The sequence below is a fragment of the Streptomyces sp. SolWspMP-5a-2 genome (assembly GCF_900091845.1).
Lineage (GTDB): Bacteria > Actinomycetota > Actinomycetes > Streptomycetales > Streptomycetaceae > Streptomyces > Streptomyces doudnae.
Map to the genome: position 1 here is coordinate 1 of NZ_FMCI01000318.1, position 26,267 is coordinate 26,267.

Annotated in this window: 18 protein-coding genes; 12 read left to right on the forward strand and 6 right to left on the reverse strand. The window is 74.4% G+C overall.

Going from position 1 to position 26,267, the window contains the following annotated elements; translation table 11 throughout:
• Nucleotides 1-126 precede the first annotated feature (126 nt).
• From GA0115242_RS31390 to GA0115242_RS31410, 5 genes are all read left to right on the forward strand, one after another.
• Complete coding sequence (locus GA0115242_RS31390) at nt 127-531, forward strand: roadblock/LC7 domain-containing protein (protein ID WP_093834510.1); 405 nt, start codon at nt 127-129, stop codon at nt 529-531.
• 68 nt (nt 532-599) lie between these two features.
• Nucleotides 600-1,802 carry an ABC transporter substrate-binding protein gene (locus GA0115242_RS31395; RefSeq protein WP_093834512.1) on the forward strand — a complete coding sequence of 401 codons (1,203 nt, stop codon included), beginning with the start codon at nt 600-602 and terminating at the stop codon, nt 1,800-1,802.
• 1 nt (nt 1,803) lies between these two features.
• Nucleotides 1,804-3,897, forward strand: a complete 2,094-nt coding sequence (locus GA0115242_RS31400) for an ABC transporter permease subunit (protein WP_093834514.1) — start codon at nt 1,804-1,806, stop codon at nt 3,895-3,897.
• Entirely contained in the window at nt 3,894-4,682 is a 789-nt protein-coding gene (locus tag GA0115242_RS31405; RefSeq protein WP_093834516.1) for an ABC transporter ATP-binding protein, read from the forward strand. Before GA0115242_RS31400 ends, GA0115242_RS31405 begins: the two co-directional genes overlap by 4 nt.
• 8 nt (nt 4,683-4,690) lie before the next feature.
• Nucleotides 4,691-5,413 (forward strand): ABC transporter ATP-binding protein, encoded by a 723-nt coding sequence (locus GA0115242_RS31410; RefSeq protein WP_093834518.1) that lies wholly within the window; start codon nt 4,691-4,693, stop codon nt 5,411-5,413.
• A gap of 92 nt (nt 5,414-5,505) precedes the next feature.
• Here the strand turns inward: GA0115242_RS31410 and GA0115242_RS31415 are convergent, their stop codons facing one another.
• Nucleotides 5,506-6,723 (reverse strand): FAD-dependent monooxygenase, encoded by a 1,218-nt coding sequence (locus GA0115242_RS31415; protein WP_093834520.1) that lies wholly within the window; start codon nt 6,721-6,723, stop codon nt 5,506-5,508.
• Nucleotides 6,724-6,983: 260 nt separating this feature from the next.
• Between GA0115242_RS31415 and GA0115242_RS31420 the strand changes: the two genes are divergently transcribed.
• Entirely contained in the window at nt 6,984-7,835 is an 852-nt protein-coding gene (locus tag GA0115242_RS31420; RefSeq protein ID WP_093834522.1) for a glycoside hydrolase family 16 protein, read from the forward strand.
• A 51-nt stretch (nt 7,836-7,886) separates the two neighbouring features.
• Here the strand turns inward: GA0115242_RS31420 and GA0115242_RS31425 are convergent, their stop codons facing one another.
• From GA0115242_RS31425 to GA0115242_RS31445, 5 genes are all read right to left on the reverse strand, one after another.
• The gene (locus GA0115242_RS31425) at nt 7,887-8,657 is read right to left on the reverse strand and encodes an aminotransferase class IV (RefSeq protein ID WP_093834548.1); all 771 of its coding nucleotides are present in this window, start codon (nt 8,655-8,657) and stop codon (nt 7,887-7,889) included.
• Between the two features lie 128 nt (nt 8,658-8,785).
• Nucleotides 8,786-9,481, reverse strand: a complete 696-nt coding sequence (locus GA0115242_RS31430; RefSeq protein WP_093834524.1) for a PAS domain-containing protein — start codon at nt 9,479-9,481, stop codon at nt 8,786-8,788.
• A 489-nt stretch (nt 9,482-9,970) separates the two neighbouring features.
• Nucleotides 9,971-12,817, reverse strand: coding sequence for an ATP-binding protein (locus GA0115242_RS31435; protein WP_093834526.1), 2,847 nt, complete (start codon nt 12,815-12,817; stop codon nt 9,971-9,973).
• A gap of 4 nt (nt 12,818-12,821) precedes the next feature.
• Nucleotides 12,822-15,719 (reverse strand): helix-turn-helix transcriptional regulator, encoded by a 2,898-nt coding sequence (locus GA0115242_RS31440; protein ID WP_093834528.1) that lies wholly within the window; start codon nt 15,717-15,719, stop codon nt 12,822-12,824.
• A gap of 82 nt (nt 15,720-15,801) precedes the next feature.
• Nucleotides 15,802-18,699, reverse strand: coding sequence for a helix-turn-helix transcriptional regulator (locus GA0115242_RS31445; RefSeq protein ID WP_093834530.1), 2,898 nt, complete (start codon nt 18,697-18,699; stop codon nt 15,802-15,804).
• Nucleotides 18,700-19,034: 335 nt separating this feature from the next.
• On the opposite strand from GA0115242_RS31445, the gene GA0115242_RS31450 reads away from it, so the two are divergent.
• The 6 genes from GA0115242_RS31450 (at nt 19,035) to pabB (ending at nt 26,252) form a co-directional block, all read left to right on the forward strand.
• Nucleotides 19,035-20,411: a glycosyltransferase gene (locus GA0115242_RS31450; protein ID WP_093834532.1), complete on the forward strand. Its 1,377-nt coding sequence runs from the start codon at nt 19,035-19,037 to the stop codon at nt 20,409-20,411.
• Nucleotides 20,412-20,470: 59 nt separating this feature from the next.
• Entirely contained in the window at nt 20,471-21,529 is a 1,059-nt protein-coding gene (locus GA0115242_RS31455) for a DegT/DnrJ/EryC1/StrS family aminotransferase (protein ID WP_093834534.1), read from the forward strand.
• Nucleotides 21,530-21,645: 116 nt separating this feature from the next.
• A complete protein-coding gene (locus GA0115242_RS31460; protein ID WP_093834536.1) occupies nt 21,646-22,827 on the forward strand; it encodes a cytochrome P450 in 1,182 nt (393 codons plus the stop codon).
• Between the two features lie 77 nt (nt 22,828-22,904).
• Complete coding sequence (locus GA0115242_RS31465) at nt 22,905-23,099, forward strand: ferredoxin (protein ID WP_093834538.1); 195 nt, start codon at nt 22,905-22,907, stop codon at nt 23,097-23,099.
• Nucleotides 23,100-23,150: 51 nt separating this feature from the next.
• Nucleotides 23,151-23,909: a thioesterase II family protein gene (locus tag GA0115242_RS31470; RefSeq protein WP_093834540.1), complete on the forward strand. Its 759-nt coding sequence runs from the start codon at nt 23,151-23,153 to the stop codon at nt 23,907-23,909.
• A gap of 204 nt (nt 23,910-24,113) precedes the next feature.
• Entirely contained in the window at nt 24,114-26,252 is a 2,139-nt protein-coding gene (gene pabB, locus GA0115242_RS31475) for an aminodeoxychorismate synthase component I (RefSeq protein ID WP_093834542.1), read from the forward strand.
• Nucleotides 26,253-26,267 lie beyond the last annotated feature (15 nt).

Consider the following 26,267-nt stretch of genomic DNA (forward strand, 5'->3'; position numbering starts at 1 on the left):
GAGGCCGACGCCGCGCCGCCGGGACTCCCGGCAGGTCTCGGACGTCCTCGCGGCCTACACCAAGGGCGTCAGCCGCAGCGCGCAGCGGCGCGAGCGCCCCACCGCCGACGACACCGAACGGAGTGACTGATGAACCCTTCCGACCTGAGCTGGATCCTGAGCGATTTCGCCGGCCGCGTGCCCGAGGTGACGCAGGCGATCGCCGTGTCCGTCGACGGACTCGCCCTGGCCTACGCCGGGGTGGAGCGGGACGAGGCGGACCGGCTCGCCGCCATCGCCTCCGGCGTCGTCAACCTGCTGTCCGCGGCGGCCCAGTTGACGGGCACCGATCCGGTCGAGCACAGCCTGACCGCGATGGAGGGCGGCTATCTGTTCTCGATGGCCGTCTCCAGCGGGGCCTCGCTGCTGGTCACCACCACGCGGGAGGCGGACATCGGCGAGGTCAGCTACATGATGTCCGAGCTGATCAACCAGGTCGGCGACTCCCTCTCCCCGCAGGCGCGTTCGCCGCACGCCCCGTTCGCGAGCTGACCCGGGCCCCGCCGCCCGCCCCGCCCGAGCCCTTCCCCCTGTCACCGTCCGCCCTGATGAGAGTCCCCATGTTCTTCGACACGCGCCCCCGCCCCTCCCGCGGCCCTCGGCTTGCCGGTGCCGCCGCGCTCGCCCTCGCGCTGACCGCCGCCACCGGGTGCGGAGGTCCGGGCGACGCCTCGGACGACACCCTGAAGGTCGGCCTCGTCGCCTCCCTCTCCGGCACCTACAAGCCGGTCGGCACCGAACTGCGGGACGGCTTCGAGCTGTACCTGAAGACGCACGGCGGCAAGCTGGGCGGCCGCAAGGCCGAGCTTCTCGTCGCGGACGAGGGCGACGGCCCGCCGACCGCAGTCCCGGCCGCGACCAAGCTGGTCAAGAAGGACAAGGTCGACGTGTTGACGGGGTTCGTCAGCGGCGGCTCCGTCAACGCGGTGCTGCCGCTCGTCGAGCAGGCGGGCATCCCGTTCCTCGGCTCCAACGCCCGGCCCGCGATCAAGAACCTCGACCGGGTCTGGACGACGAGCTTCCTCTCCGACGAGCCGGGCCGGGCCATCGCCCCGTACGTCAAGGAGAAGGTCGACGGGCCGGTGTACGCGATCGGCCCCGACTACCAGGGCGGCTACGACGAACTGCGCGGTTTCACGGACGAGTTCAAGCGGCTCGGCGGTGAACTCGCCAACCCGGGCGGGAAGACGACCTGGACGCCGTTCCCGAAGACCACCAACTTCCTGCCGTACCTCTCGGAGATCGCCCGCACGGACGCCAAGGCCGTCTACTGCTTCTACGCGGGCAAGGCGGCGATCGACTTCGCCAAGCAGTACGCCCAGTCCGACGTCGCCGACCTGCCGCTGTACACCGCGTTCGTCACCGAGGGCAGCGTGCTCCAGGCACAGGGCGCGGCGGCCAAGGGCATCTACTCCGTCCTCAACTACGCGGCGGACCTGGACAACGAGGCCAACCGCGGGTTCGTCGCCGACTGGACGGCGCAGCACGACTCGCAGCCCACCACGTACGCGATGTCGTCGTACGACGCGGCGGCCGTGCTGGACAAGGCGGTCGCGGACGCGGCGAAGAAGGGCGAGGTGACGCCGGAGACCGTCAACCGGGCCATCGGCGGCCTCGGTCAGATCGACAGCCCGCGCGGGGCCTGGGAGTTCGGCGAGAAGGCGCACTCCCCGGTGCAGACCTGGTACCTGCGCCAGGTCCGCCCGGACGGGGAGCGGCTGGCGAACGTCATGGTCGAGGACCTGGCGACGCTCGGCGGCTGACATGGGACTCCTCGACGCCCATCTGGTGCCCGCGGTCGACGGGGTGGCGTACGGGCTGCTGCTGTTCGTGGTCGCCGCCGGGCTGAGCCTCGCGTTCGGCACGGCGGGCGTGCTGAACCTGGCCCACGGCACGCTGTACGCGATCGGCGCGTACGCGGGCGCCGCCTGCGGCGACGGCACCTGGGGCGGGCTCGTCCTCGGCCTCGCCGCCGGGACGGCCGTGGCCGGGGCCGCCGGGGCGGGGCTGTCCTTCGCGGCGTTCCCGCTGGCCCGGCGGGGTCATCTCGCGCAGGCGCTGCTGACGTTCGGGCTCGCCCTCGTCGGCGGTGACCTGCTCGTCCAGGTCTTCGGCGCGGACGAGCCGCCGGTGCGGGTGCCCGGGGCGCTCGACACGTCGGTGACCCTGCTGGGCCACCGCTATCCCGCGTACCGGCTCGGGTTCATCGTGATGGCCGTGCTGCTCGCGGCGTTCGGGAGCTGGGTGCTGGCCCGCACCCGGGCCGGTGCGGCGGTGCGGGCCGCCGCCGACGATCCGCGGATGCTCGCGGCGACCGGGGTGAGCCCGCGCGCGGTGCACCTCGGGGTGCTGACGGCGGCGGGCGCGCTGGCGGGCGGGGCGGGGGTGCTGGGGGCGCCGATCATCGGGCCGGGGCCCGGCACCTCGGAGAACGTGCTGATGCTGTCCCTCGTGGTGGTGGTGCTCGGCGGGCTGCGCTCACCGTGGGCGACGCTGCTCGCGGCGGTCGCGGTCGGCGAGGTGCAGACCCTGGGCGTCGCGGTGGCGCCGGACCTGGCGCCGTACCTGCTGTTCGCGGCGATGGCGGTCGCCCTGATCGCCCGCCCCCGCGCCACCGAACCCCCGGGCGGCCACGACCCGTCGCCCACCCCGGCCCCCGACCCCCTGACGTGGCTGAGGACCCGCGCGAAGACACTGCCGTGGCGCCGGACACGGGCGAAGACGCCGCTGGGGACGGGAGAGAACGCGAAGGGGTGGGACGGGGTGGGAAGGGGGACGCCTGCGTCGTCTCCCGGGCGGACGGGAACGGGGGCATCGCTTCCCGAGCGGACGGGCGGGAAGGCGTCGCTGCCCGGCGTGGCTCTCGCCCGGCGGGTCGCCGTGCCCGCGCTGGTGTTCGGGGCGCTCCTGCTGCTGCCGGGGGTGCTCGACGCGTACACGGTGTCGCTGGCCGGTTCCGCGCTGGCGCTCGGGCTGCTCGCGGTGAGCGTCACGCTGCTCACCGGGCACGCCGGGCTGCCGACCCTCGGGCAGACCGCGCCGTTCGCCGTGGGCGCGTACACGACGGCCGTGCTCGCGGGCGCCGGATGGACGGCGGGCCCGGTCCAGGTGGTCCTCGCCGCCCTCGCCGCCGTGGTCTTCTGCCTGGTGACCGGCCCCGCCGTGGTCCGGGCCCGCTCCACCACGGTCCTCATGATCACGCTGGCCGTCGGCGAGCTGGCGAGCGCGGTCGCGGGCCGCCTCACCTCCGTCACCGGGGGCGCCGACGGCCTGGTCGGGTTCCCGCCGACGCGGGCGCTGTGGGGCACGGCCGGGATGGTCGAGGAGCGCGACGTCTACACGTACGCGCTCGTCGTGACAGCGCTCGCCGTCGCCGTCACCCTGCTCGTGCTGCGCTCCCCGGCCGGACGGCTGCTGGCGGGCGCGCGGGGCGCCGAGGCGCGGATGCGGGCCTCGGGACATCCGGTCGGGCGGTACCTGCTGGTGGCGTACGTCGGCGCGGGCGCCCTCGCCGGGATCGGCGGCTCGCTGACGGTGACCGTGCAGCAGTACCTCTCCCCCGCCGACGTCGGCTTCGAGATCGCGGCGTTCGCACTGCTGGCCGCCGTCATCGGCGGGACGACGTCCGTGGTCGGCGCGCTCTGCGGCGCCGCGCTCATCGTCCTCACCCGGGACTGGGTCGCCGGTGCCTGGCCGGGTCACGGGCCGCTGCTGCTCGGCGTCCTGTTCGTCGTCGCCGTCTATCTGCTCCCGCGCGGCCTCGCCGGGCTGCGGCGCGGGCCGAACGACGCGGCGGCCGGTGGCCACGCCCTCCTCCCGGCGCCCGCCGCACCGCCGAACGACAAGGTGCCGACATGACCTCAAGCCCGCCCCCCGCGCTCGAACTGACCGCGCTCACCCGCCGGTTCGGAAGGCTGCTCGCCCTGGACGACGTCGGTCTGAGCCTCGCGGCGGGTGCCCGGCACGCCGTCATCGGACCCAACGGCGCCGGGAAGAGCACCCTGTTGAACCTCGTCGCGGGCACCGACCGGCCCGACCACGGCACGGTCGCCCTCGACGGCAGGGACGTCACCCGTCTGTCCCCGGCCGGACGCTGCCGCCTCGGCATCGGGCGCAGCTTCCAGCAACCGCTCGCCGTCCCGGAGTTGACGGTGCTGGAGAACGTCGTGCTGGCGGGCTGGCCGCGCCATCCGCGGCGCCGGGGCGCCTGGCGCAGCCCGGCAAAACAGCGGCTGCACACCGCGTCGGCCCGCCGGTGGCTGGAGACCGTCGGTCTCGCGGACCGCGCCGAGCTGCCCGCCGGACGGCTCGCGCACGGCGAGCGGCGGCTGCTCGACCTCGCCGCCGCGCTCGCGGCCGAGCCCAGCGTGCTGCTGCTCGACGAACCGGCGGCCGGTCTCACCGACGACGGTGTCGAGCGGCTGACCTCGGTGCTCGACGCGCTCGACGAGCGGACGGCGGTCGTCCTGGTCGAGCACCACGTCGAGGTCGTCGCCCGGTTCGCCAGGACCGTCACCGTGCTGGCCGCCGGACGGGTGCTCGTCACCGGTCCGGCCCGGGAGACGCTGGCCCGCCCGGAGGTGCGCGACGCCTACCGGGGCACGGGTCCCGTCCCCGCTCCCCCGTCCGCTCCGAGAGGCTGACCGACCCGATGCTCCAACTCCTGGGCCTGACCGCGGGCTACCACGGCGGAACCGTCCTGCACGGCGTCGACCTGACGGTGGCCGCGGGAACCGTGCACGCCGTCGTCGGACGCAACGGCGCGGGCAAGACCACCCTCGTCCACACGGTCGCCGGTCTGCTGCGGCCCGCCTCCGGGCGGGTGCTGCTGGACGGGCTCGACCTCGCGGGGCGGCCCGCGCACCGGATCGCGCGCGCCGGGGTCGGACTGGTGCCGCAGGGGCGGCGGGTGTTCGCGTCGCTGACCGTCGCCGAGCACCTGCGGCTCGCGCACCGTCCGCCGCGCTCCGCCGACCGGCCCGGCGTGTGGACGCCCGAGCGGGTCCTGGGCCTGCTGCCCCGGCTGGGCGAGCGGCTGGGCACCCGCGGGGCGAACCTCTCCGGCGGCGAGCAGCAGATGCTGGCGCTCGCCCGCGCGCTGCTCAGCTCCCCTCGGGTCCTGCTGCTGGACGAGCCCACCGAGGGCCTGTCACCCGAACTCGCGGACCGGGTGCACTCGTTGGCGAGGACGTCGGCGGACGAGGGCATGGCCGTCCTGCTGGTCTGCCCGAGTCCGGCGCAGGCCATCGGGTGCGCCGACACGCTGACGGTGCTCACCTCGGGCCGTACGGCGCTCCGGATGGACGGGGCGGCGGCCCGCGCCGACGCCGCGCCCCTGCGCGCCGCCCTGGACCTGACACCCGCCCGGGACTGAGCCCGACGGCGGTGCCCGCCCAGAGCGGACCTCCAGCCGCGCTGGCCCCGCTCGGCCCCGCCCGCTCCCCCGCGGCCGCGCCCGGCCTGCCCTCAGTCGCGCTTCAGGCTGTGGCCTCCGAAGCCGCTCCTGCGGTCCGAGCCGTTGTTCTGGGCCTGCCACCAGCCGTCGAACTCGGGCTGGCCCATCGCGGACCAGTCCGGGGTGTTCTCGACCTGCGCGTCCCCCATCCGGCGGGCCAGCGCGACCATCGCCGAGCCGATCGGGCCGCGGGCGGTGTCGTAGGCCTCCAGGAGCTGCCCCCAGTCGCCGGCGCTCTCCCAGGCGCTCTGGAGGGCGGTGGCGTCCTGAAGCGCCTTGACGCTGCCCGCGCCGAGGTGCGGCCTGGCGACGCTCGCGGCGTCGCCGATGAGCGCCATCCGGCCCGCGGTGTAGCGCGGCACCTCCAGGTCGTAGATCGGCTGGATGAAGGTGGTCTCCGCGGGGGTGCCGAGCAGCTTGCCCGCCCAGTACGGCGGGAAGGTGTCGGCCACCAGCTCGCGCAGCCAGGTGGTGAGTCGGGCGGTGAGACGGCCCGGCGGCAGCGAGGTGGGGGTGCGCAGGTCGGGGTGGAGGCCGTCCTCCCGCGCGGGCGTGGTGTAGAGGATCCAGTTGAGCCGGTGGCCGCCGACGCCGTCCGGGATGCGGTAGGCCATGCAGTGGCCGCCGGGGAAGACGATGTTGTGCGCGTCGAGCCCGTCCGAGGGCAGGTCGGCGACCTCGGGCGAGGTGCCGCGCCAGCCGATGTATCCGGCGTAACTCGCGGCCGTGTCCGGGTACATGGCCTCGCGGATCACGGAGCGGTAGCCGTCGGCGCCGATCACCAGGTCGAAGCGTTCGCGGTGTCCGTCGCCGAGCCGCAGGGTGACGCCGTCCGCGTCGGGTTCCACGCCGGTGACGACCGAGCCCGAGCGGTAGTCGACGCCGTCGGGCACCCGGTGGCGCAACTCGCTCCAGAGGGAACCCCAGTTGTAGGCGCGGAAGGGGAACGGCTGCTCGCCGACCGGGCGTCCGTGCCGGGCGTCGCCGTCCCGCACGCTCCACACCCGCCGGTTCAGGGGTGCCCAGGGCATCTCTGAGGTCAGGTACCCGGCGTCCCGCAGCTCGGCGAAGCGGTCGTTGTGCAGGCCGATCCCCACGCCCCGGTCGCGGAGCCCGGCCTGGGCGCGCTCGAAGACGGTGATCCGGTCGGCTCCGCCGCGTGCCGCGGCCAGCGCCGCCGCGCACCCCGCGATGCTGCCGCCGACGACCGCTACGGTGCCTCCACTCACGTGCAACTCTCCGCTTCCCTGGCCCTGTTGGCTGTTTTTCCCCGCCGGTACGGCCCGGTGACCTGCGGTGGGGGGACGCGTCGGATGTTACCGACGGGAGCGCTCCGGATGAGTAGGGCATCTACTAGAAGGAGCGGGGAATCAGAAGGTCTGTACCTGGAGGGGCGCGCGTGACGGACGGTCCGTTCCCGCCTCTTGACGCCGGGCCGCTTCTCTTCCTAAAAACGGAGGGAAGCATTCCCCCCACGGAAGGCCGACACATGAACTCCCCACGCCTGCTGCGCAGATGTCTGTTCACCACCCTGTCCGCCGCGCTCGTCGCGACCGCCGCCGTGGCCCCCACCCACGCGGCCCCCCAGCCCCGGGCGGCGGCCGTCGCCTTCTCCGACACCTTCGACGGGCCCGCGGGGTCCGGCGTCGACTCGTCCAAGTGGCAGACGGAGACCGGCGACAACGTCGACAACCACGAGCGGCAGTACTACACGCCCGGGACCGACAACGCCCGTCTCGACGGCCAGGGGCACCTGGTGATCGAGGCCCGCCGCGAGAATCCCGGCAACTACCAGTGCTGGTACGGGACCTGCGAGTACACCTCGGCGCGGCTGAACACCTCGGGCAAGTTCACCGCGACCTACGGGCACGTCGAGGCGCGCATGAAGATCCCGCGCGGGCAGGGCATCTGGCCCGCGTTCTGGATGCTCGGCCAGGACATCGGGAGCGTCGGCTGGCCCAACTCGGGCGAGATCGACGTCATGGAGAACGTCGGCTTCGAGCCGTCGACGGTCCACGGCACCATCCACGGCCCCGGCTACTCGGGGTCGGGCGGCATCGGGGCCGCGTACTCGCTGCCCGACGGCCAGGCGTTCGCCGACGACTTCCACACCTTCGCGGTGGACTGGGCGCCGGACAGCATCACCTGGTCCGTCGACGGCACCGTCTACCAGACCCGCACCCCCGCCGACCTCGGCGGCAACCAGTGGGTCTTCGACAAGCCGTTCTTCCTCATCATGAACCTCGCGGTCGGCGGCTACTGGCCCGGCGACCCGGACGGTTCGACCTCGCTGCCCCAGCAGTTGGTGGTCGACGAGGTCAAGGTGACGACGAGCGACTGACCCCGCCCGTGCCCGCTGCCGCGTCCGGGTCCCGGGCGCGGCAGCGGACGGTCACAGCGGGGTGGCGGGCAGCGCGAGGTAGGTGCGGGCCAGTCGGCTCAGCACGGGGTGGGTCGCGGGGAACTCCCGGTCGTCGACGCGGACGACGGAGCGCACCCCGGTGACCGCGTTGGTGGCGAACACCGCCTCGCAGTCGTCGAGTTCGGGGATGGAGACCAGGTCGGTCAGGTCGTCGCCCGCCCGGCGCAGGAGCTGGCGGGTGGTCCCGGCGAGGATGTCGCCGCCCGGCCACACGACCTCTCCGTCGCGCACCAGGCCGATGTTCCAGGTGCCGCCCTCCAGGATCGCGCCGTCCGCGCCGGTGAGCAGCACGTCGTCGTAGCCGTCCCGTGCGGCCAGTCGGCGCAGCCGCAGGGTGGCAGAGAGACCGACGGACTTGACCTCGGGCAGGTCGCGGAGGTGGACGGCGGTGCGCACCCGCAGCGGTCCGGGGTCGCCGGTGGGCGCGGGCCGTGCGGTCACCAGGACGCGCGGGTGGGCGTCCATGGCGATGGTGGCGAGGTTGAGCGCGGGGTCGTAGACCGTGACCCGGACGACCCGGCGGCCGCTTGCGGGCGCGGCGCGGCGGGCCAGGGCGCGGACCCGGTCGGGATCGAGGGGGGTGTCGAAGAGGAGACGGCAGTCGCGGATCAGCCGCTCCAGGTGGAGGTCGAGACCGCGGACGGCGCCGTCCTCGACCAACAGGGTCGTGAAATGGCCGTAGTTGGTGAGGGCCAGGGTGGCCAGGTCGTCGGGCGCGGCCGGTTCGCCGTCCAGCTCGATCGTGGTGTCGCCCTGCGGGGCCGGCCGCTCGGGCCGGTGCGCGGGCGGGACGGGCGGGGCGGGGGGAGCGACCGGGCGGGCCGGTTCGCCGGTCGGGCCGTCCTGGGCGGCGGCGTGCGGGCATCCGCTCACTTGATGAAGTCCTCGACGACGCGCGGCGGCCAGGTGCCGACCTTGAGGACGCCCATCGAGTAGGCGCGCGAGACGAGGGCGGCCCGGTTGGGGACCTTCAGCGCGCGCAGCAGACCGGTGACGTGGTACTCGACGCCCTGCCTGCTGAGGTAGAGGCGGGAGGCGAGGGGGATGGTGGAGACCCCGGCGGCTATGCCTTCGAGGATGCGGGCGTCTATCTCGCTCAGCAGCCGCTTGCGGGGCGCGACGGCGGCGGCCTCCTCGGCCTTCTCACCGGCGGCGGACATCACCACGAGGATGGCGGCGACGTCGGGGGTGTGGGCGCCGCGGACGGCCATGGCGCTCAGCGGCAGCATCGACGCGGCGCTCTCCTCGCCGACCGCGATGACCTCGGTGGCGAAGCGGTGGCGCTTGCCCTCCAGCATCCGGGCGAACTGCCGCAGCAGTGGCTGCTGGACGCTGGGGTGGACGAGGTCGCAGAAGTGCTTGCCGCACAGGTCGGCGGTGGGGCCGCCGAAGCGGCGGTCGAACTCCCGGTTCACCTGCTGGATGGTGAGGGACGGGTCGAGGCAGGCGACGTAGGCGTCGGGACGGTCGAAGTCGTCGGTGACACCCGCGGAGTGGTCCGGTGAACCGGCCGGCGCGGGGGTCTGCGTGCGGTCCATGAGCGTGGTGTGGGGGGTGGGCGTCAAGGAACTCGGAACCCTTCTGCAAGAGCACTAACGGTGGCGGGGGGCAGGGATCCCACGAGCGGTACGGAGCCCTGCCGGGAGCCTTGTCGAAAAAGGCGGTGCGGGGAAGCAGATGATTTGGATATTACGAAGACGGGCAAGCATGGGTCAACGCGCACCGGGCCCGGCCTGCCAATCCTGTGGTATCTCCTTCGGTAGGTACGGTCCCGTACCGAAGGGGTTCGGTAGGGAGGGGTTCGGTGTTCGGTCCTCGCCTTTTCACCCCACCTCGACCAGCAGAAACACCCCGCTGTCGACGAAATCGCCCATGTCGCGGAAGTGAAAGCGCTTGCCCTGCGCGAACCGCCGGGTACGGGCCGGTAAATCATGACAGAAGTTCAGCTAATTGTGCGCCGAGTGAGCATCCGTCACACCGGGGAACCGCAAACGGAAACGCCCGGCCCCTTCCCGTAATATTCCGGGATAAAGGCCGGGCGTCTTCCTGGTGTATTACTTGGGGGCATCCCCGATTTCCGTGCCGGAAACCAGTCCGATGAGTTCGCGACGCCCCGCGATGCCCACTTTCCGGTAGACATGGGTGAGGTGCTTCTCGACGGCGCGGGAGCTGACCTGCAGCTCCCCGGCGATCTCCTGGTTGGTCAGGCCGCGGCAGGCGAGCCCGGCCACCCGGCGCTCGGTCGGGGTGAGCAGGTGGTGCGGGAACGCCACCGGGGTGTGCCGGTCGCCGCTGCCGCCCACCGCGCGTTCGGCGAGGAAGGGCGCGCCGCAGGCGGTCGCCAGGGTGGCGGCCTCCCGGGCCAGCGCCTCCGACTCCGGTCCGCCGCCCAGGCGTTCGGCGAGCGACAGCAGCGCGCGGGCCAGCTCGAGCTGGTTGGCGGAGCCGCGCAGCACGGTGACGGCCTCGCGCAGCAGCGCCACTCCCCGGCCGCCGTCCTCCAGGCGTCCGAGCAGCCGCATGGCGCGGCCGACGCCGACCGGCGCGCCCCACTGCTCGGCGCGGGCCAGCTCCTCCTCGGCCAGGGCGCGGGCGGTGCGGTGGTCCCCGAGGCGGCGGTGGACGCCGACGGCCCAGGAGCGCCAGGGGAAGAGGACCGGGTTGTGCCAGCCTGCCGCCTCCAGTTGGCGGCCGCAGGACCTGAGCGAGTCGAGGGCGCCGGTGTGGTCGCCCGCGGCGATCTCCCGGGTGGCTTCGAGGAGGCGGAGGATGCCGGTGAGGGTGAGGCCCTGCGGGCGGATGCGGCCCGCGCGGCGCAGCACCCGCTCGGCGAGGGCGGGGTCGCGGGTCTCCAGGGCGACGATGGCGTGGGTCATCGTCGCGACGGTGCCCAGGGTGTGGTGGTCGGACTCGGTCATGCCGAGCGCGGTCTCCGACTGCTCCCGGGCCTGCGCGAGCCGCCCGCGGCCGAGGTGGACGAGGGCCTGCTCGATGTGGGCCAGGGCGTTGGCGGGGGTGGTGCGCCGGGTGTGGGCGCGGTGTTCGACGGCGAGCCAGGAGTCGACGGCCTCCACCGAGTCGGCGGCGATCATCGTGATGATGACCAGGGGCAGGGTGGAGTGGATGCGCGCGGAGGTGGCGGGTTCGCGGTCCAGGACGCGCTCGGCGAGCCGCACCACCTCGTGGGCGGGCATCCGGCAGCCGAGGGTGACGGCGCCGAGCAGGGCGATGGTCAACTCCCGTTCGGCGGCGGTGTCCAGGGGCGGTTCCGGGCCGAGTTGCTTCAACCGGTCGGCGGCGGCGGCCAGGACGACGGGGTCCTCGTGGCCGCAGTGGCGCAGCCGCGCCTCCAGGCGGAGGGCGAGGTCGCGGTCGGCGCCGGTGAGCAGGTCGGCGGGGCCGAGTCCTTCGGCGGCCTGCCGCAGCAGTTCGACGACGGTCAGCAGGGCGGGGCCGAGCGGGGTGGGCGAGATGCGCAGCGCGGCCACGGCCCGGTCCCGGGGTTCGGGCAGCAGGGTCATCGCCTGGGCGATGTGCCGTTCGCAGGCGAGCGGGTCGAACCCCCGTTCCGCGGTGGCGAGTTCGACGAGGAGGCGGGCGCGGCCGACGCCGTCGGCGGGGCTGTCGAGCAGGGCGCGCTGGAGGTAGCGGGCGGCGGCGTCGGGGGCGCCGCGGCGCAGGGCGGTGTCGGCGGCGGCGCGCAGGACGTCGACGGCCCACGGCTGGTGCCGGGTGACGACGGCCATGAGCTGGGCGGCGACCTGTTCGGCGGGGGCTCCGGCGGAGTAGAGCAGGGCGGCGGCCTCGTCGTGCATCCGCTCCCGCTGGACCATGGTGAGGCTGGACTCGGCGGCGTCGCGGACGGCCCGGTGCACGAAGCGGGGTTCGTGGGCGACGCGCGGTTCGTGGGCGACGGCGAGCATGCCGAGGGCGCCGAGGGCGCGCAGGGCCCCGGAGTAGCCGATGGTGTCGAGTCCGGCGAGCCGGGCCAGGGCCTCGGGGCCGCCCTGTTCGCCGAGGACGGCCATGGCGGCGGCGAGGTCGCGGACCGCGGGGGGCTGGGTGCGCAGGATGCTGGCGACCCGTTCGCGCAGTTGCGAGGGGGCCAACCCCCGTGCCACGTCGGCGTGTTCGGCGAACGGGCGGCGGCCGAGTACCTCGGTGCCGATGAGGGTCGACATGAGGAACAGCGGGTTGCCGGCGGAGACTTCGTGGCAGGCGGCGACGAACTCGTCGTCGCCCGGCTCCCCGAAGCGTTCCTCGACCAAGGCGTGGGCGGCGGTGAGGCTGAGGGAGGCGGGCCGCAGGGTCTGGGTGGCGGCCTCGCGGACCTCGCGGATCAGGGTGTGGTGGGTGCGGGGGTCGCCGTCGCGCAGGGCGCAGACGATGACGGCGCGCAGTCCGTGCAGGCGTTTGGCGAGGTAGGTCAGCCAGCGCAGGGAGGGCACGTCGGACCACTGGAGGTCGTCGACGAGGATGAGCAGCCGGTTCTCGGTGCTGACGTTGGCGATCAGGGAGAACAGTCCGTGCAGGACGGCCTCGGTGGCGGCGATGGCCTGGTCGGCGCCGGGCGGGGCGGCGTCGTCGGCGAGGACGTGCCGGGCGAAGGAGGCGTGGGCGTCCATCCAGCGGTCCCGGGCGTCCTCGGGCGAGTCGCTCAGCAGCGTCTCGAAGAGCTGGCGTACGACGCCGAAGGCGAAGTCCTGCTCCATGGAGGCGGCGTTGGCGCGCAGGACCCGGATGTCGTCGTGGCCGTCGGCGAGCGCGGGCAGCCGCTGGAGGAGGGCCGAGCGGCCGATGCCGAGCGGGCCGGTGAGCAGGACCAGGGAGGACCGGCCGTCGGTGGCGGCGCCCAGGGCGGCGTCGACCAGGGCGATCTCGGTGTTGCGCTCCAGCAGCATATGGTCAGCTGCCCTCCGATCCTTGGGCCAGTGCGCGCAGTTCCTCGCGTCCGCGGATGCGGAGCTTGCGGTAGACACCGCTCAGGCGCAGTTCGACGGTGCGGGTGGTGACCGAGAGGATCGTGGCGATCTCCCGGTTGCCGAGGCCGCGGGTGACGAGGACGGCCGCCTCGCGTTCGGCGTCGCTGAGGCCGCGCCAGGCGGCCGGGACCTGGGGGGCGGGCCGTGCGGCCGCGGCGGGCGGGGTGGGGCGGGGGCGGCCGTCGTGCCCGGCGGTGTCGGCGAGCAGGGTGGCGGCGAGATCGCCCGGCAGAATCGATCCGGCGGTGCTCAGCGAGACCACCGACCTGCGGTCGGCCTCGTCCCGTTCGGCAGAGGCGAGTTCGAGCACGGCGCGGGTGTAGTCGGTGCGCGCGGGGGCCTCGCTGAGGGTGGCGACGGCGGCACGGAGGTGTTCGACGCGCTGGTCGGCGACGACCATGGCGAGCCCGAGTTCGGCGCGGCCCAGGGTGCTGCTCGCGCCCCAGCGGCGGGCGAGGCTCAGCTCCTCGCGGGCCAGCCGCAGGGCCTCCTCGCTGTCGCCGAGGGTGTGTCCGGCCTCGGCGGCCAGTGAACGCCAGGGCAGTTCGGCGGGGTTGTGGCAGCCGAAGCGCAGCAGCCAGCGTCCCGCCGCCCTGAAGTACTCCCTGGCCTGGTACGGGTCGTCGCGGACCCGGGCCAGCACGCCCTGGGCGAAGAGCAGGTAGCCGGTGGTGGCGCACTCCTGGGCGAGGCGCGGCACCGGGCGGGCGGCGGTCTCGGCGGCGCGGTCGATCCGGCCGCGCTGGAGGTCGGCGACGACGTTGAGCGCGATCCAGTACGGGAGGTAGAGCGGATGGCGGCTGGCGGGCGGCAGTTCGGCCTCGGCGGCGGCCAGGTCGCGTCCGGCCGCGTCCGGGCGGCCGTGCCGGATGTGCAGGTCGGCGCGGACGCACAGGAGGTGGGCGACGGCGATGGAGGAGCGCTCCCGGTGGGCCTCGGAGAGCATCTCGGCGATCCGGGTCTCGACCTCGTCGCCGTCGTCGGTGAGCAGCAGGGTGCGGCAGGCGAAGAGGCGAGGCACCACGAGCGGCGGGCGGCCGTCCGGGTCGGGGGCGAGGGCGGCGCGGGCCAGCCGCCTGGCCTCGTCGATGTGGGCCCCGGCCACGGCGTGCTGCCAGGCGCGCAGTCCGGCGACGGCGGGGCTGTGCGAGTGGTCGGGGAGCGCGGGCGCGGGCAGGATGTCGAGTTCGGTCTCGTCGTGGCGCAGCGAGTGGCCGATCCGCAGCAGCGCGGTCATCTCGTGCTGTTCGGCGAGCGAGGGGGACTCGGGGAGCGCCTCGGCCCGGGTGGTGGAGGGGCAGTGGGCCGCCGCGTGGGTGCCGGGCGCCCTGGGCGGGGTGAGGGGTTCGGGGTCGGCGCGGCCCCGGTGCGGGCGTTCGCGCGGGCCGTCGTCGCCCGCGGGCTCGGAGAGTCCGGCGTTCTCGGCGAGGGCGAGGCGGGCGGAGCGGGTGTCGCCGCCGAGCAGGCAGAGGTCGACGGCGCGGGAGCGCAGGCCGGTGCCGGGGGTGCGGATCAGGCCGTGCAGCCGGCGTTCGGCGGCGGCGGGCACGGAGACCATCTCCACCGAGGCGAGCTGGAACTCGACGCGGGCCCGGGTCTCGGCGTCCAGGGGTTCGTCGAGGGCGCGGGCGAGGTACCCGGCGGCGCGTTCCCGGTGGCCGCCGCGGAGGGCGGCGGTGAATCCGCGGCGCAGGGTGTCGACGGCCCAGGGGGCGCCGACCGGGCGGGCGAGGAGCAGCAGGTCGGCGATGCCCTGGTCGTCGGCGGCGACCCGCTGGGCGAGGCGGGCGGCGCGGGCGTAGAGGTCGGCGCGGTCGGCGGCGGGCATCTCCTCCAGGACGCGGGCCCTGACAACGCTGTCACGGATATAGGGCGCCCCGTCCTTCAGCGTGGTGAGGCCGCTGGCCTGGAGGGCGGCGCGGAGTCTGGCCTCGGGTACGGCGTGCGGGCCCGCGAGTCCGCAGACCAGCGGGAAGTCGAGCAGGTCGCCGCAGACGGCGAGGGCGCGCAGGGCGGCGACGGCGGCCGGGTCGCGCAGTTCGCTCAGCGCCTTGGCGGCGTGGTCGCCGACCACCTCGGTGGTGAGGGCGCGCAGGTGCTCGACGTACTCGGCGCGGGGCTGGTGCCCCTCGCGGGTGAAACGTTCCAGAGCGTCGTGCAGGACGGCCGGATTGCCCCGGGTCGCGTCGGCGACGGCGGCGGTGAAGGCGGCGTCGCCCGGGGTGCCGCAGACGGCGCGGACGGCGTCGGCGGTGCCGCTGGCGGTGAGCGGCGGCAGGGCGAGTTCGATGGTGGAGACGACGCTGGTGAGGGAGGTGCCGACGCTCCACTCGGGGCGGGTGATGGCGGCGCCCGTGCTGCTGGCGAGCAGCGCGAGCGGGACCCGGGGCAGCCGTCTGACCAGGGCTTCGAGCCAGCGCAGCGAGGCGACGTCGAGCCACTGGACGTCCTGCACCACGAGCAGGGTGGGCCGGTCGCGGGCGGCGGTGAGCAGGCCGCCGAGTCCGGGCAGGCCGCCGCCCGACTGGTCCTGGGCGAGGAAGAGGCGCGGGGCGAGGTCCCGGTCCTCGCCGGTGAGGAGCTGGGCGACGACGCCGTAGCGGAGCTGGTCCTCGGCGGGGGTGGCGCGGGCGGTGAGGACCCGCAGTCCCGCCTGCTCGGCGCGGGCGGTGGCCCAGTGCAGCAGGGCGTTCTGTCCGAGTCCCGGTTCTCCCGTCACGGTGACCACCGAGGGGCGCGCGGACCCGAGCTCGCCGATCATGGCCGAGAGCACAGCCTGCTCGCGGTCGCGCTCCAGCAACGGGAACTCGGGGGACGGCATGGGGTGATCATATATTTCCGCGGGAACAGGAGTACTACATGTAACCTGATGTTCTTTTTGTTGGCTTTTCCTCCCCCGGTTCTCAGATCCCCGGCCGGGGCGGGACGGGCGGGGGCGGGCCACCCGCGCGCAGGGCCTCCGTCAGGTCGGCACGCCTGTTCACGCCCAGTTTCCGGTACACGCTCGTCAGGTGCAGTTCGATCGTACGCACCGTCACGAAGAGGGACTCCGCGACCTCCCGGTTGCCCGCACCCGAGGCGACCAGACCCGCCACCGTGCGCTCGGTGCCGGTCAGCATGTCCAGCGGCGACGCGGTGATCTCCCGCATCCGTCCGCCGGCCGCCACCAGGTCCTCCCGCGCCTGCCGGGCGAGGGCGACGCAGCCGCTGCGCCGGGCCAGTCCGACGGCCTCCCGCAGATGGTCGCGCGCCTCGCGCACCTCGCCGTCCGCCAGCACCGCGCGGCCCAGCAGGAGCAGCGCCCGCGCGTGGTGGGCGCGCGCCGGTGAGGACTCCAGCAGGGTGACCGCGCCGCGCAGCCGCTCGGTCCCGGCCGGTCCCGGGGTGGCGGCGCCGACGGCCAGCGCGGCGTACCCGCGGGCGCGCGGGGTGTCCCAGCGCTCGGCGAGCCGGGCGCCGTGCCCGGCGGCCTCCAGCGCCTCGGTGGTGCGGCCGAGCCCGCCGAGCAGGCAGGCCGCCTCCAGCCACCAGGGCGCGAAGACCGGGTTGCCGAGGCCCGCGGAGGCGAGGGAATCGCCGCAGGTGCGGAACTCCTCCAGGGCGCCCTCCAGATCACCGCGGGCGGCCCGCACCCGGCCACGGGCCATCAGGTACCAGTGGTACTCCCAGGCGAACCGGTCGAACCGGGGCCGCTTCACGGCGGCGAGGGCCTCCTCGGCGCGGGCCGTCTCACCGCGTTCGGCGAGGGCCGCCGCGTACGCGGTGTGCGGCATGGTCGTGCTGTCGCCCCAGCGTTCCTGGCCGAGGATCTCCAGCGAGGTCTGGGCGTCCGCGAGCGCGTCGGCGACCTCCCCGTTCTCCAGCCGGTACAGGGCGCGGGTGGAGAGCGCCAGCACGTACGTCCAGACCGCGGCGGTGTCCCGGCTGCCGCGCAGCACCGTCTCCAGGGCGTCGGAGGCGGCCCGGTTCTCGTCGGCGAGGCTGAGCGCGAGGGAGGCGGGCAGCAGCGACCAGACGCCGAGCGGGACACCGGGGGCGCGCAGCGCGCTGCGGGCCCGCCGTACGCTCTCGGCGACCGGCTGGCCGTCGACGGCGGCGAGGACGCTGAGCATGGCGAGCTGCTGGCGCTGGGCGGGGGTGTCCCCGGGCGGAGGGACGAGGCCTGCGGTGCGGCGCAGCACGTCGGGGAGGGTCGACTTCTCGTCGGCGCCCACGATGAGCAGGGCCGACTCGGCGAGGGTGCGCAGTTCGCGGTCGACGGGTTCGGGGGCGGCGCCGAGTTCGGCGTCGAGGTCGTCGAGCGCCTCGGTCAGCACCCGGGTGCCGTCCGCGGAGCGCTGCACGCTGAGGCAGGTCAGGGCGAGCTGGACGGCGGTGGCGGTGCGGGCGCGGACGTCGGTGGTGCGGGCGTGCGCGGCGTGCAGCAGGTCGACCGAGCGGCGCGGGTCGGTCTCCGCGAGGGCCTTGCCGAGGCGGGTCAGGACGTCCGGGTCGTCGGGCTCGGCCTCCCGGACGCGTTCCAGGTAGCGGGCGGTGGCCTCGGGGGCGCCGCGCTGCTCGGCCTGGGTCGCCGCGGCGCGCAGCACGGAGGTGGTCCAGGCGTCCCCGGGTCCCGGCACCGCGAGGAGCTGGGCGGCGGTCTCCTCGGGTGAGCGTCCGATGTCGGACAGGAGCCGGGCGGCCCGCATCCGCAGCTCGGCGGTCCCGGCGGGGCCCAGGGTGTCGAGGACGGCGGCGCGCACCAGGTCGTGGACCGGTTCGCGGCGGGCGCGCTGGACCAGACCGGCCTGCCGCAGGATCTCCACGCCCTCCTCGACGTGCAGGGCGGAGACGCCGACGAGGGCGGCGAGGTAGGCGGTGTCCTCGTCGCCGAGGACGGCGACGGCGAGCAGCACCTCGCGCACCCAGCCGGGCTGGTTGGCGAGGGCGGCCTGGACGGACGCGGCGACCACCCGGCCGCCGACCTCGGCGATCTGCCGGGTCCCGGCGTCGTCGGGGCCGAGTCCCGCGGCGCACAGGTCGCGCAGCAGCCGCACGGCCTCCAGGGGGCTGCCGCCGGTGACGGAGACGAGCCGCCCGACGAACGCCGGTTCGGGCTGGTGGCCGGGGAAGACGCGGCCGACCAGCTCGGTGATCTCGGCGGTGTCCAGCGGGCCGAGGCGCAGGGTGGCGGGCAGGTGGTGGGCGGCCAGGTCGGCGAGGGCGTCGGGGGCGGCGAGCCCGGCCTCGGTGCGGTGCGCGGCCACCACGAGCAGCGGCAGTCCGTCGGCGCGGCGCAGCAGGAAGTCGAGCCAGCGCAGGGACCGTTCGTCGCACCAGTGGGCGTCGTCGAGGACGAGGACCAGCGGGCCCTCGGACATGAGGTTGACGGTGAGCCAGTACAGGCCCTGCAGGACGGAGAAGGTGCCCTCGGGGGCGGCGCCGAGGCTCTCCAGGGTCTCGGGGTCGGCGGCGAGGGCGGGCAGGGCGCGGCGGGCGGCGCCGTCCAGGAGGTGCGAGGCGCGGCCCTTGCGGCTGGTGAGGCCGAGCCGGGTGAAGAGGGCGCGGACCCCGCTGTAGCCGGTGGCGGCGTCGACGGCGCGGCAGCCGCCGTGCAGGACCGTCATCCCGGCGAAGGGTCCGTCCTCGGCGACGGCGGCGCGCAGCAGGGCGGTCTTGCCGGCGCCCGCGGGTCCGTCCACGAGGACCAGCCGGGGCTGTCCGGCGCGGGCGGCGGCGGCGTACCGGGCGAGGGCGTCGAGGTGCCGGGTCCGCCCGACCAGGGGCGGCGCGGGGGTGTCGGTACGGGCCCGCTCGCTCACTTGCTCTCCCTCGCGTCGTACAGGGCCCGGAACGGCGGCCGACGGTCCTCGGGGCGGGTGCGGTCCCGTCGGACGACGTCGATCACCGGCCTCGCGTCGCACCTGCCCCGCCGGAACCTCATCTACGCACATTCGAGGGGCTCGGCGGGGCCCCTGGACGCGATGTCTAAGGATTTCCCCGGTAGCTGCCATGAGATCAAGTGAGGGTGCCACCGGCAACGCCTCGGTCGGAACCGGCCGGCGCACGGCACACGCACGACTCCCCGCGCCCGTCCACGCGTGACCGGCGGACCGCGGCCACCCCCGGCGCCACCTCGTGAAAGGGCACCCCACCCATGGACTCCGCCGCCCGGCCGATCCTCTTCGTCAGCCTCCCCGAGAGCGGCCTGCTCAACCCGTTGCTGGTGCTGGCCGGGGAGCTGGCCCGCCGTGGTGTCCCCGACCTGTGGTTCGCGACCGACGAGAGCCGCCGCGACGAGGTGACGGCGCTCGGCGCGGCGTCGCCGGTGTCGTTCGCGTCGCTGGGCGAGACGTTCTCCGAGCTGTCGGCGGTGACCTGGGACGACGACGTGTACCGGGAGGTCACCCAGTCGTCGCGGTTCAAGGCGCACCGCGCGGTGGTCAGGCAGTCCTACAAGCCCGCGCTCCAGGCCCGCAAGTACCGGGAGCTGGAGAAGGTCGTCGACGAGGTGCGGCCTGCGCTGCTGGTCGTGGACTGCGTGGCCGGGTTCGCCGTGGACCTGGCGCTGACCCGGGGCATCCCGTACGTGCTGAACGTGCCGTTCGTCGCCAGCAACGTGCTGACCTCGCACAACCCGTTCGGCGCGTCGTACACGCCGAAGAACTTCCCCGTGCCCAACTCCGGTCTGCCGCTGGCGATGTCGGCCCGGCAGAAGCGGGAGAACACCCTGTTCAAGTGGCGCACCCTGGGCATGTTCCTGGGTCCGGCGATGGGCAAGGTGCTGCGCGAGGACGCGGCGATCCGCAAGGAGCTGGGCATCACCCCGCCCAACGCGATGACCCGCGTCGACCGGGCCGCCGCCGTGCTCTGCTCGTCGATCGCCGAGCTGGACTACCCGTTCGACATCCCCTCGAAGCTGAACCTGGTGGGGGCCGTGCTGCCGCCGCTGCCGGAGGCACCGGACGACGACGAGGTGTCCGGCTGGCTCGACCGGCAGTCCTCGGTGGTCTACATGGGCTTCGGCACCATCACCCGGCTGACCCGCCCCGAGGTCGAGGCGCTGGTGGAGGTGGCGCGGCGGATGGCGGACACCCACCAGTTCCTGTGGAAGCTGCCCGCCGAGCAGCAGCACCTGCTGCCGCCCGCCGAGACCCTGCCCGGCAACCTGCGGGTGGAGAAGTGGGTGCCCTCCCAGCTCGACGTGCTCGCCCACCCGAACGTGTCGGCGTTCTTCTCGCACGGCGGCGGAAACGCCTACCACGAGGGCGTCTACTTCGGGAAGCCGCAGGTGGTGCGCCCGCTGTGGGTGGACTGCTTCGACCAGGCGGTGCGCGGCCGCGACTTCGGCATCAGCCTCACCCTGGACCGGCCGCACACCGTCGACGTCGACGACGTCGTCGACAAGCTGACCCGCGTCACCACCGAGCCGTCGTTCCGTGAGGAAGCCGAGCGGCTCGGCGCCCTCCAGAAGGCGGCCGGTGGCCGCAAGACCGCCGCCGACCTCGTGCTCGGCCTGCTCCCCTCGGCGTGAGCGCCCCGCGCCCGCCCGCCCCCATCCCGCGTCAGCCAAGCGACAGCAGCGAGGACTTCATGGCCTTCACCCATCCCGTCTCCCGGCCGAGTCTGGACGGCCGCGAACTGGAGTACGTCACGGACGCCGTCTCCGGCGGCTGGATCTCCTCCCAGGGGCCCTACGTCCAGCGGTTCGAGGAGGCGTTCGCCGCCTGGAACGGGGTCGCCCACGGCGTCGCCTGTTCCTCCGGCACCGCCGCCCTGACCCTGGCGCTGCGCGCGCTGGGCATCGGACCGGGCGACGAGGTGATCGTCCCGGAGTTCACGATGGTGGCCTCCGCGTGGGCGGTCACCTACACCGGCGCCACGCCCGTCTTCGTGGACTGCGGCGACGACCTGAACATCGACGTGTCGCGCATCGAGGAGAAGATCACCCCGCGCACCCGGGCGATCATGCCGGTGCACATCTACGGGCGGCGCTGCGACATGGACGCGGTGATGGACATCGCCCACCAGTACAACCTGCGGGTGGTGGAGGACTCGGCGGAGGCGCACGGGGTGCGCCCGGTGGGCGACATCGCCTGCTACTCGCTGTTCGCCAACAAGATCATCACGGCGGGTGAGGGCGGCATCTGCCTCACCGAGGACCCGCGCCTGGCGCAGCAGCTCGCGCACCTGCGGGCCATGGCCTTCACCCGCGACCACAGCTTCCTGCACAAGAAGCTCGCCTACAACTTCCGGATGACGGCGATGCAGGGCGCCGTCGCGCTGGCCCAGGTGGAGCGGCTCGACGACATCCTCGCCGCCCGCCGCGAGATCGAGGCCCGCTACGACGCGGGCCTCAAGGACGTCCCCGGGATCACCCTGATGCCGGCCCGTGACGTGCTGTGGATGTACGACCTGCGCGCCGAGCGCCGGGAGGAGCTGCGCGCCCACCTGGACGCGCGCGGTGTCGAGACCCGGCTGTTCTTCAAGCCGATGAGCCGCCAGCCCGGCTACCTCGACCCGGTGTGGCCGACCCTCAACGCCCACCGGTTCAGCGAGGACGGCCTCTACCTGCCCACGCACACCGGGCTGACCGCGGCCGACCAGGAGTACATCACCGGCGCCGTCCGGGAGTTCTACACCGGGGGCTGACCGGGGGCCCGCCGCGGCGGGCCGCCGCACCCGCCCGCCGCCGGGCCCGACCGGGCCCGGTCCGCCGACCGCAGCACGAGACCCGCCGACCGCGGGACGAGAAACAAGGAGCGGACATGACGACCAGCCCCGGCCCGACGGTGGTCGACTTCCCGTTGCGCACGCCCGAGGAACCGCTGCCGCTGTCCCAGTACGCCTCCCACCGGGAACAGAGCGGCCTGGTCAGGTCCCATCTGCCGAACGGCGTGCCGATCTGGCTGGTCACCCGGCACGAGGACGTGCGCGCGGTGCTCACCCACCCCAAGATCAGCGCCAACCCCGACAACGAGGGCTTCCCCAACGTCGGCGCGACGATGGGCGTCCCCAAGCAGGACCAGATCCCCGGCTGGTTCGTGGGACTGGACTCCCCGGAGCACGACCGGTTCCGCAAGGTCCTCATCCCCGAGTTCACCGTGCGCCGGGTCCGCGACCTGCGGCCCGCCGTGGAGAAGACCGTCGACGAGCGCATCGACGCCATGCTGGCGGGCGGCAACACCGCGGACCTGGTGGAGGACTTCGCGCTGCCGGTGCCGTCCCTGGTCATCTCCTCGCTGCTCGGTGTGCCCTCCGCCGACCGCGACTTCTTCGAGTCGCGCACCCGCACCCTGGTCGCCATCCGCACCTCCACCGACGAGCAGCGCGCCACCGCCACCCGCGAGCTGCTGCGCTACATCAACCGGCTCATCGCCATCAAGGAGAAGTGGCGCGGCGAGGACCTGATCAGCCGGCTGCTGTCGACGGGCCAGCTCAGCAACGAGGAGCTCTCCGGCGTCCTGCTGCTCCTGCTGATCGCCGGGCACGAGACCACCGCGAACAACATCGGCCTCGGCGTGGTGACGCTGCTGTCCAACCCGGAGTGGATCGGCAGCGACCGGGTCGTGGAGGAGCTGCTGCGGCTGCACTCGGTGGCCGACATGGTCGCCCTGCGGGTCGCCGTCGACGACGTGGAGATCGCCGGGCAGCTGATCCGCAAGGGCGAGGGCATCGTCCCGCTGATCGCCGCCGCCAACCACGACACCGAGGTCTTCGGCTGCCCGCACGCCTTCAACCCGGAGCGCGCCGAGCGCCGGCACATCGCGTTCGGGTACGGCGTCCACCAGTGCCTGGGGCAGAACCTGGTCCGGGTCGAGATGGAGATCGCCTACCGCAGGCTGTTCGAGCGGATCCCGACCCTGGAACTGGCCGTCCCCATGGACGAGTTGGCGTTCAAGTACGACGGGATCCTGTTCGGCCTCCACGAGCTGCCGGTGCGCTGGTAGCCACCGGCACCGGGTGGGTCCTGACGGTCCCGGCCCCACCCGGACGACCACGACCCCACCCCGAGGAGCCAACGATCATGCGTGTCACCGTCGACAGGGAGCAGTGCGTCGGAGCGGGCCAGTGCGTGCTGAACGCGCCCGACGTCTTCGACCAGGACGACGACGGTGTCGTCGTCCTGCTGGCGAAGGAGCCCGGCGACCAGGACCGGGACGCGGTCCGCGCGGCGGGCGACCTGTGCCCGTCCCGCTCGGTCACCGTCCACGAGGACTGACACCAGGCCGGCGGGACCCCGCCGGCGCGAACCACTGAAGGGACACACACCGTGACCACCGCTGCTGACGAGATCGCGGCCCGCTGGCTGCGGCGCTACCACCCGGCCCACGCCGACGCGGTCCGGCTGGTCTGCTTCCCGCACGCCGGGGGTTCCGCCAGCTTCTACCACCCGGTCTCGGCGCGGTTCGCGCCGTCCGCCGAGGTCGTCTCGCTCCAGTACCCCGGCCGCCAGGACCGGCGCAAGGAACCCTGCGTGGCGGACCTCGGCACGCTCGCCGACCAGATCACCGAGCAGCTCCTCGCGCTGGACGACCGGCCCACCGTGTTCTTCGGGCACAGCATGGGCGCCGCCCTCGCGTTCGAGACGGCGTGGCGGCTGGAGCAGAAGGGCGCCGGTCCCCGCGAGGTCCTCGCCTCCGGGCGCCGCGCCCCGTCGACCACCCGCGCCGAGGAGGTCCACCTCCGCGACGACGACGGCATCGTGGCCGAGATGAAGCGCCTCAACGGCACCGCCGCCGGGGTCCTCGGCGACGAGGAGATCCTGCGCATGGCGCTGCCCGCGCTGCGCGGCGACTACCGCGCCATCGAGACGTACTCCTGCCCCGCCGACCGCCGCGTGGCGTGCGACATCACCGTCCTGACCGGCGACGCCGACCCGCTGACCACGATCGCGGAGGCCGAGCGCTGGCAGGACCACACCACGGGCGGGTACCGGCTGCGGACCTACGCGGGGGGTCACTTCTTCCTCGTCCAGCACCTCGCCGCCGTCCAGTCCGAGATCGCCCGCGCCCTCGCCCCGGCCTCCTGAGCGTCCGGCCCGGGTGGCGGCGGGACCGCCTCCCGGGCAGGCGCTGGAGCCGTGACCGAAGCACGCCGACCGGCGCCGTGCCACCGCACGTCCGCCGCGGCCGGGGCCGCCGCGCAGCACGAGAACCGTCCACGGCCGGACGGCACCCCCGTCCTTCGCCTCCCACGTCACTTTCCGCTCACGCGCCTCCTGGACAAGGACACCATGCGCACACTTCTCGTAGACAACTACGACTCCTTCACCTACAACCTCTTCCACTACCTGTCGCGGGTCAACGGGCAGGAGCCGGAGGTCATCCGCAACGACGACCCGGCCTGGCGGCCCGGGCTGCTCGACGCGTTCGACAACGTGGTCCTCTCCCCCGGACCGGGCACCCCGCACCGCCCCGCCGACTTCGGCCTCTGCGCCGAGATAGCCACCGAGGGCCGCCTGCCCGTGCTCGGCGTCTGCCTGGGCCACCAGGGCATGGCGCTCGCCCACGGGGCCCGCGTGGGCCGCGCGCCCGAGCCCCGGCACGGCAGGACCTCCGCCGTGCGGCACGACGGCACCGGGCTCTTCGAGGGGCTGCCGCAGCCGCTCGAAGTGGTCCGCTACCACTCCCTCGCCGTCACCGACCTGCCGCCGGACCTCGAAGGCACCGCGTTCTCCCCGGACGGCGTGCTGATGGCGCTGCGCCACCGCACCCTGCCGCTGTGGGGCGTGCAGTTCCACCCCGAGTCGATCGGCACCCGCGAGGGGCACCGGCTGCTGGAGAACTTCCGCGGCCTCACCGAACGCCACGGCCGCCCCCGGGTCCGCCCCGCCGGGCCCACCCAGCGCCGGATCGACCCCGAACCGGTCGCCCCGGTGCGGGAGTTGCGGGTCCTCGTCGAGCAACTGCCCGCCCGCTTCGACCCCGAGGTCGCCTTCGACACCCTGTTCCGGGGCGGCGAGCACCCGTTCTGGCTCGACAGCAGCCGCCCCGGCGACCGCCTCGGCCAGCTCTCCGTGCTGGGCGACGCCTCCGGCCCGCTCGCCAGGATCGCCAAGGCCGACGTCACCGCGGGCACCGTCACCGTCACCGAGGGCGGCGCCACCCGCACCGTCGACAGCCCGTTCCTGACCTGGCTGGAGCAGGACCTCGCCGGGCTGCGCACCGAAGTGCCCGCGCTGCCCTTCGAGTTCGCGCTCGGCTGGGTCGGCTACCTCGGCTACGAACTCAAGGCCGAGTGCGACGGCGAGGCCGCGCACCGCTCCCCCGACCCCGACGCCACCCTCGTCTTCGCCGACCGGGCCCTGGTCGTCGACCACCACAGCGACACCGGCTACCTGCTGGCGCTCGCCGAGGACGGCCACGAGGACGCGGCGCGCGCCTGGCTCACCGAGACCGCCGGCACCCTGGAGGGCATCGCCGGTCAGCGCCCCGGGCCCTGCGCCGAGGTCCCCGAGTGCACCACGGGCCCGGTGGAGCTGCGCCACGACCGGGACGCCTACCTCAAGCTGATCGACGTCTGCCAGCAGGAGATCGCCGCGGGCGAGACCTACGAGGTCTGCCTCACCAACATGGCGGAGGCCGACACCGACCTCGACCCGTGGCACGCCTACCGGGCGCTGCGCCGGGTGAGCGCCGCGCCGTTCGCCGCGTTCCTGCACTTCGGGCAGGTCGCGGTGCTCAGCAGCTCGCCCGAGCGCTTCCTGCGCATCGACCGGCACGGCGCCATGGAGTCCAAGCCCATCAAGGGCACCCGGCCGCGCGGCGCCACCGAGCAGGCCGACGCCCTGCTCGCCGAGGACCTCGCGACCTGCGAGAAGGACCGCGCCGAGAACCTGATGATCGTCGACCTGGTCCGGCACGACCTGGGCCGGTGCGCGGCGGTCGGCTCGGTCGTCGCCGACCCGGTCTTCCAGGTGGAGTCGTACGCGAGCGTCCACCAGCTCGTCAGCACCGTGCGCGCCAGGCTGCGCGCGGACAGCAGCCCGGTGGCCGCGGTGCGGGCGGCGTTCCCCGGCGGGTCGATGACCGGCGCCCCGAAGATCCGCACCATGCAGATCATCGACCGCCTGGAGGGCGGCCCGCGCGGCGTCTACTCGGGCGCCATCGGCTACTTCTCGCTGACCGGCGCGGTCGACCTGTCCATCGTCATCCGCACGATGGTCCTCAGCGGCAACCGGCTGCGCTACGGCGTCGGCGGCGCGGTCATCGCGCTCTCCGACCCGGCCGCCGAGTTCGAGGAGACGGCCGTCAAGGCGACGCCGCTGCTGCGGCTGCTGGGCGCGGCGTTCCCGGGCCGCGACGCCCCCGGCGCCGACCCCGACGACCCGACCGTCGTGCAGAACCGCACGCAGGAACGGGCGCTGCCCTAGGGCGGGCGACGGCAT

What these genes read in the sequence shown, in the direction of transcription:
- GA0115242_RS31395 (WP_093834512.1), top strand. Translation starts at nt 600, where the DNA reads ATGTTCTTCGACACGCGCCCCCGCCCCTCCCGCGGCCCTCGGCTTGCC.
- GA0115242_RS31400 (WP_093834514.1), top strand. Translation starts at nt 1,804, where the DNA reads ATGGGACTCCTCGACGCCCATCTGGTGCCCGCGGTCGACGGGGTGGCG.
- GA0115242_RS31405 (WP_093834516.1), top strand. Translation starts at nt 3,894, where the DNA reads ATGACCTCAAGCCCGCCCCCCGCGCTCGAACTGACCGCGCTCACCCGC.
- GA0115242_RS31410 (WP_093834518.1), top strand. Translation starts at nt 4,691, where the DNA reads ATGCTCCAACTCCTGGGCCTGACCGCGGGCTACCACGGCGGAACCGTC.
- GA0115242_RS31420 (WP_093834522.1), top strand. Translation starts at nt 6,984, where the DNA reads ATGAACTCCCCACGCCTGCTGCGCAGATGTCTGTTCACCACCCTGTCC.
- GA0115242_RS31435 (WP_093834526.1), bottom strand. Translation starts at nt 12,817, where the DNA reads ATGCTGCTGGAGCGCAACACCGAGATCGCCCTGGTCGACGCCGCCCTG.
- GA0115242_RS31440 (WP_093834528.1), bottom strand. Translation starts at nt 15,719, where the DNA reads ATGCCGTCCCCCGAGTTCCCGTTGCTGGAGCGCGACCGCGAGCAGGCT.
- GA0115242_RS31450 (WP_093834532.1), top strand. Translation starts at nt 19,035, where the DNA reads ATGGACTCCGCCGCCCGGCCGATCCTCTTCGTCAGCCTCCCCGAGAGC.
- GA0115242_RS31455 (WP_093834534.1), top strand. Translation starts at nt 20,471, where the DNA reads ATGGCCTTCACCCATCCCGTCTCCCGGCCGAGTCTGGACGGCCGCGAA.
- GA0115242_RS31460 (WP_093834536.1), top strand. Translation starts at nt 21,646, where the DNA reads ATGACGACCAGCCCCGGCCCGACGGTGGTCGACTTCCCGTTGCGCACG.
- GA0115242_RS31465 (WP_093834538.1), top strand. Translation starts at nt 22,905, where the DNA reads ATGCGTGTCACCGTCGACAGGGAGCAGTGCGTCGGAGCGGGCCAGTGC.
- pabB (WP_093834542.1), top strand. Translation starts at nt 24,114, where the DNA reads ATGCGCACACTTCTCGTAGACAACTACGACTCCTTCACCTACAACCTC.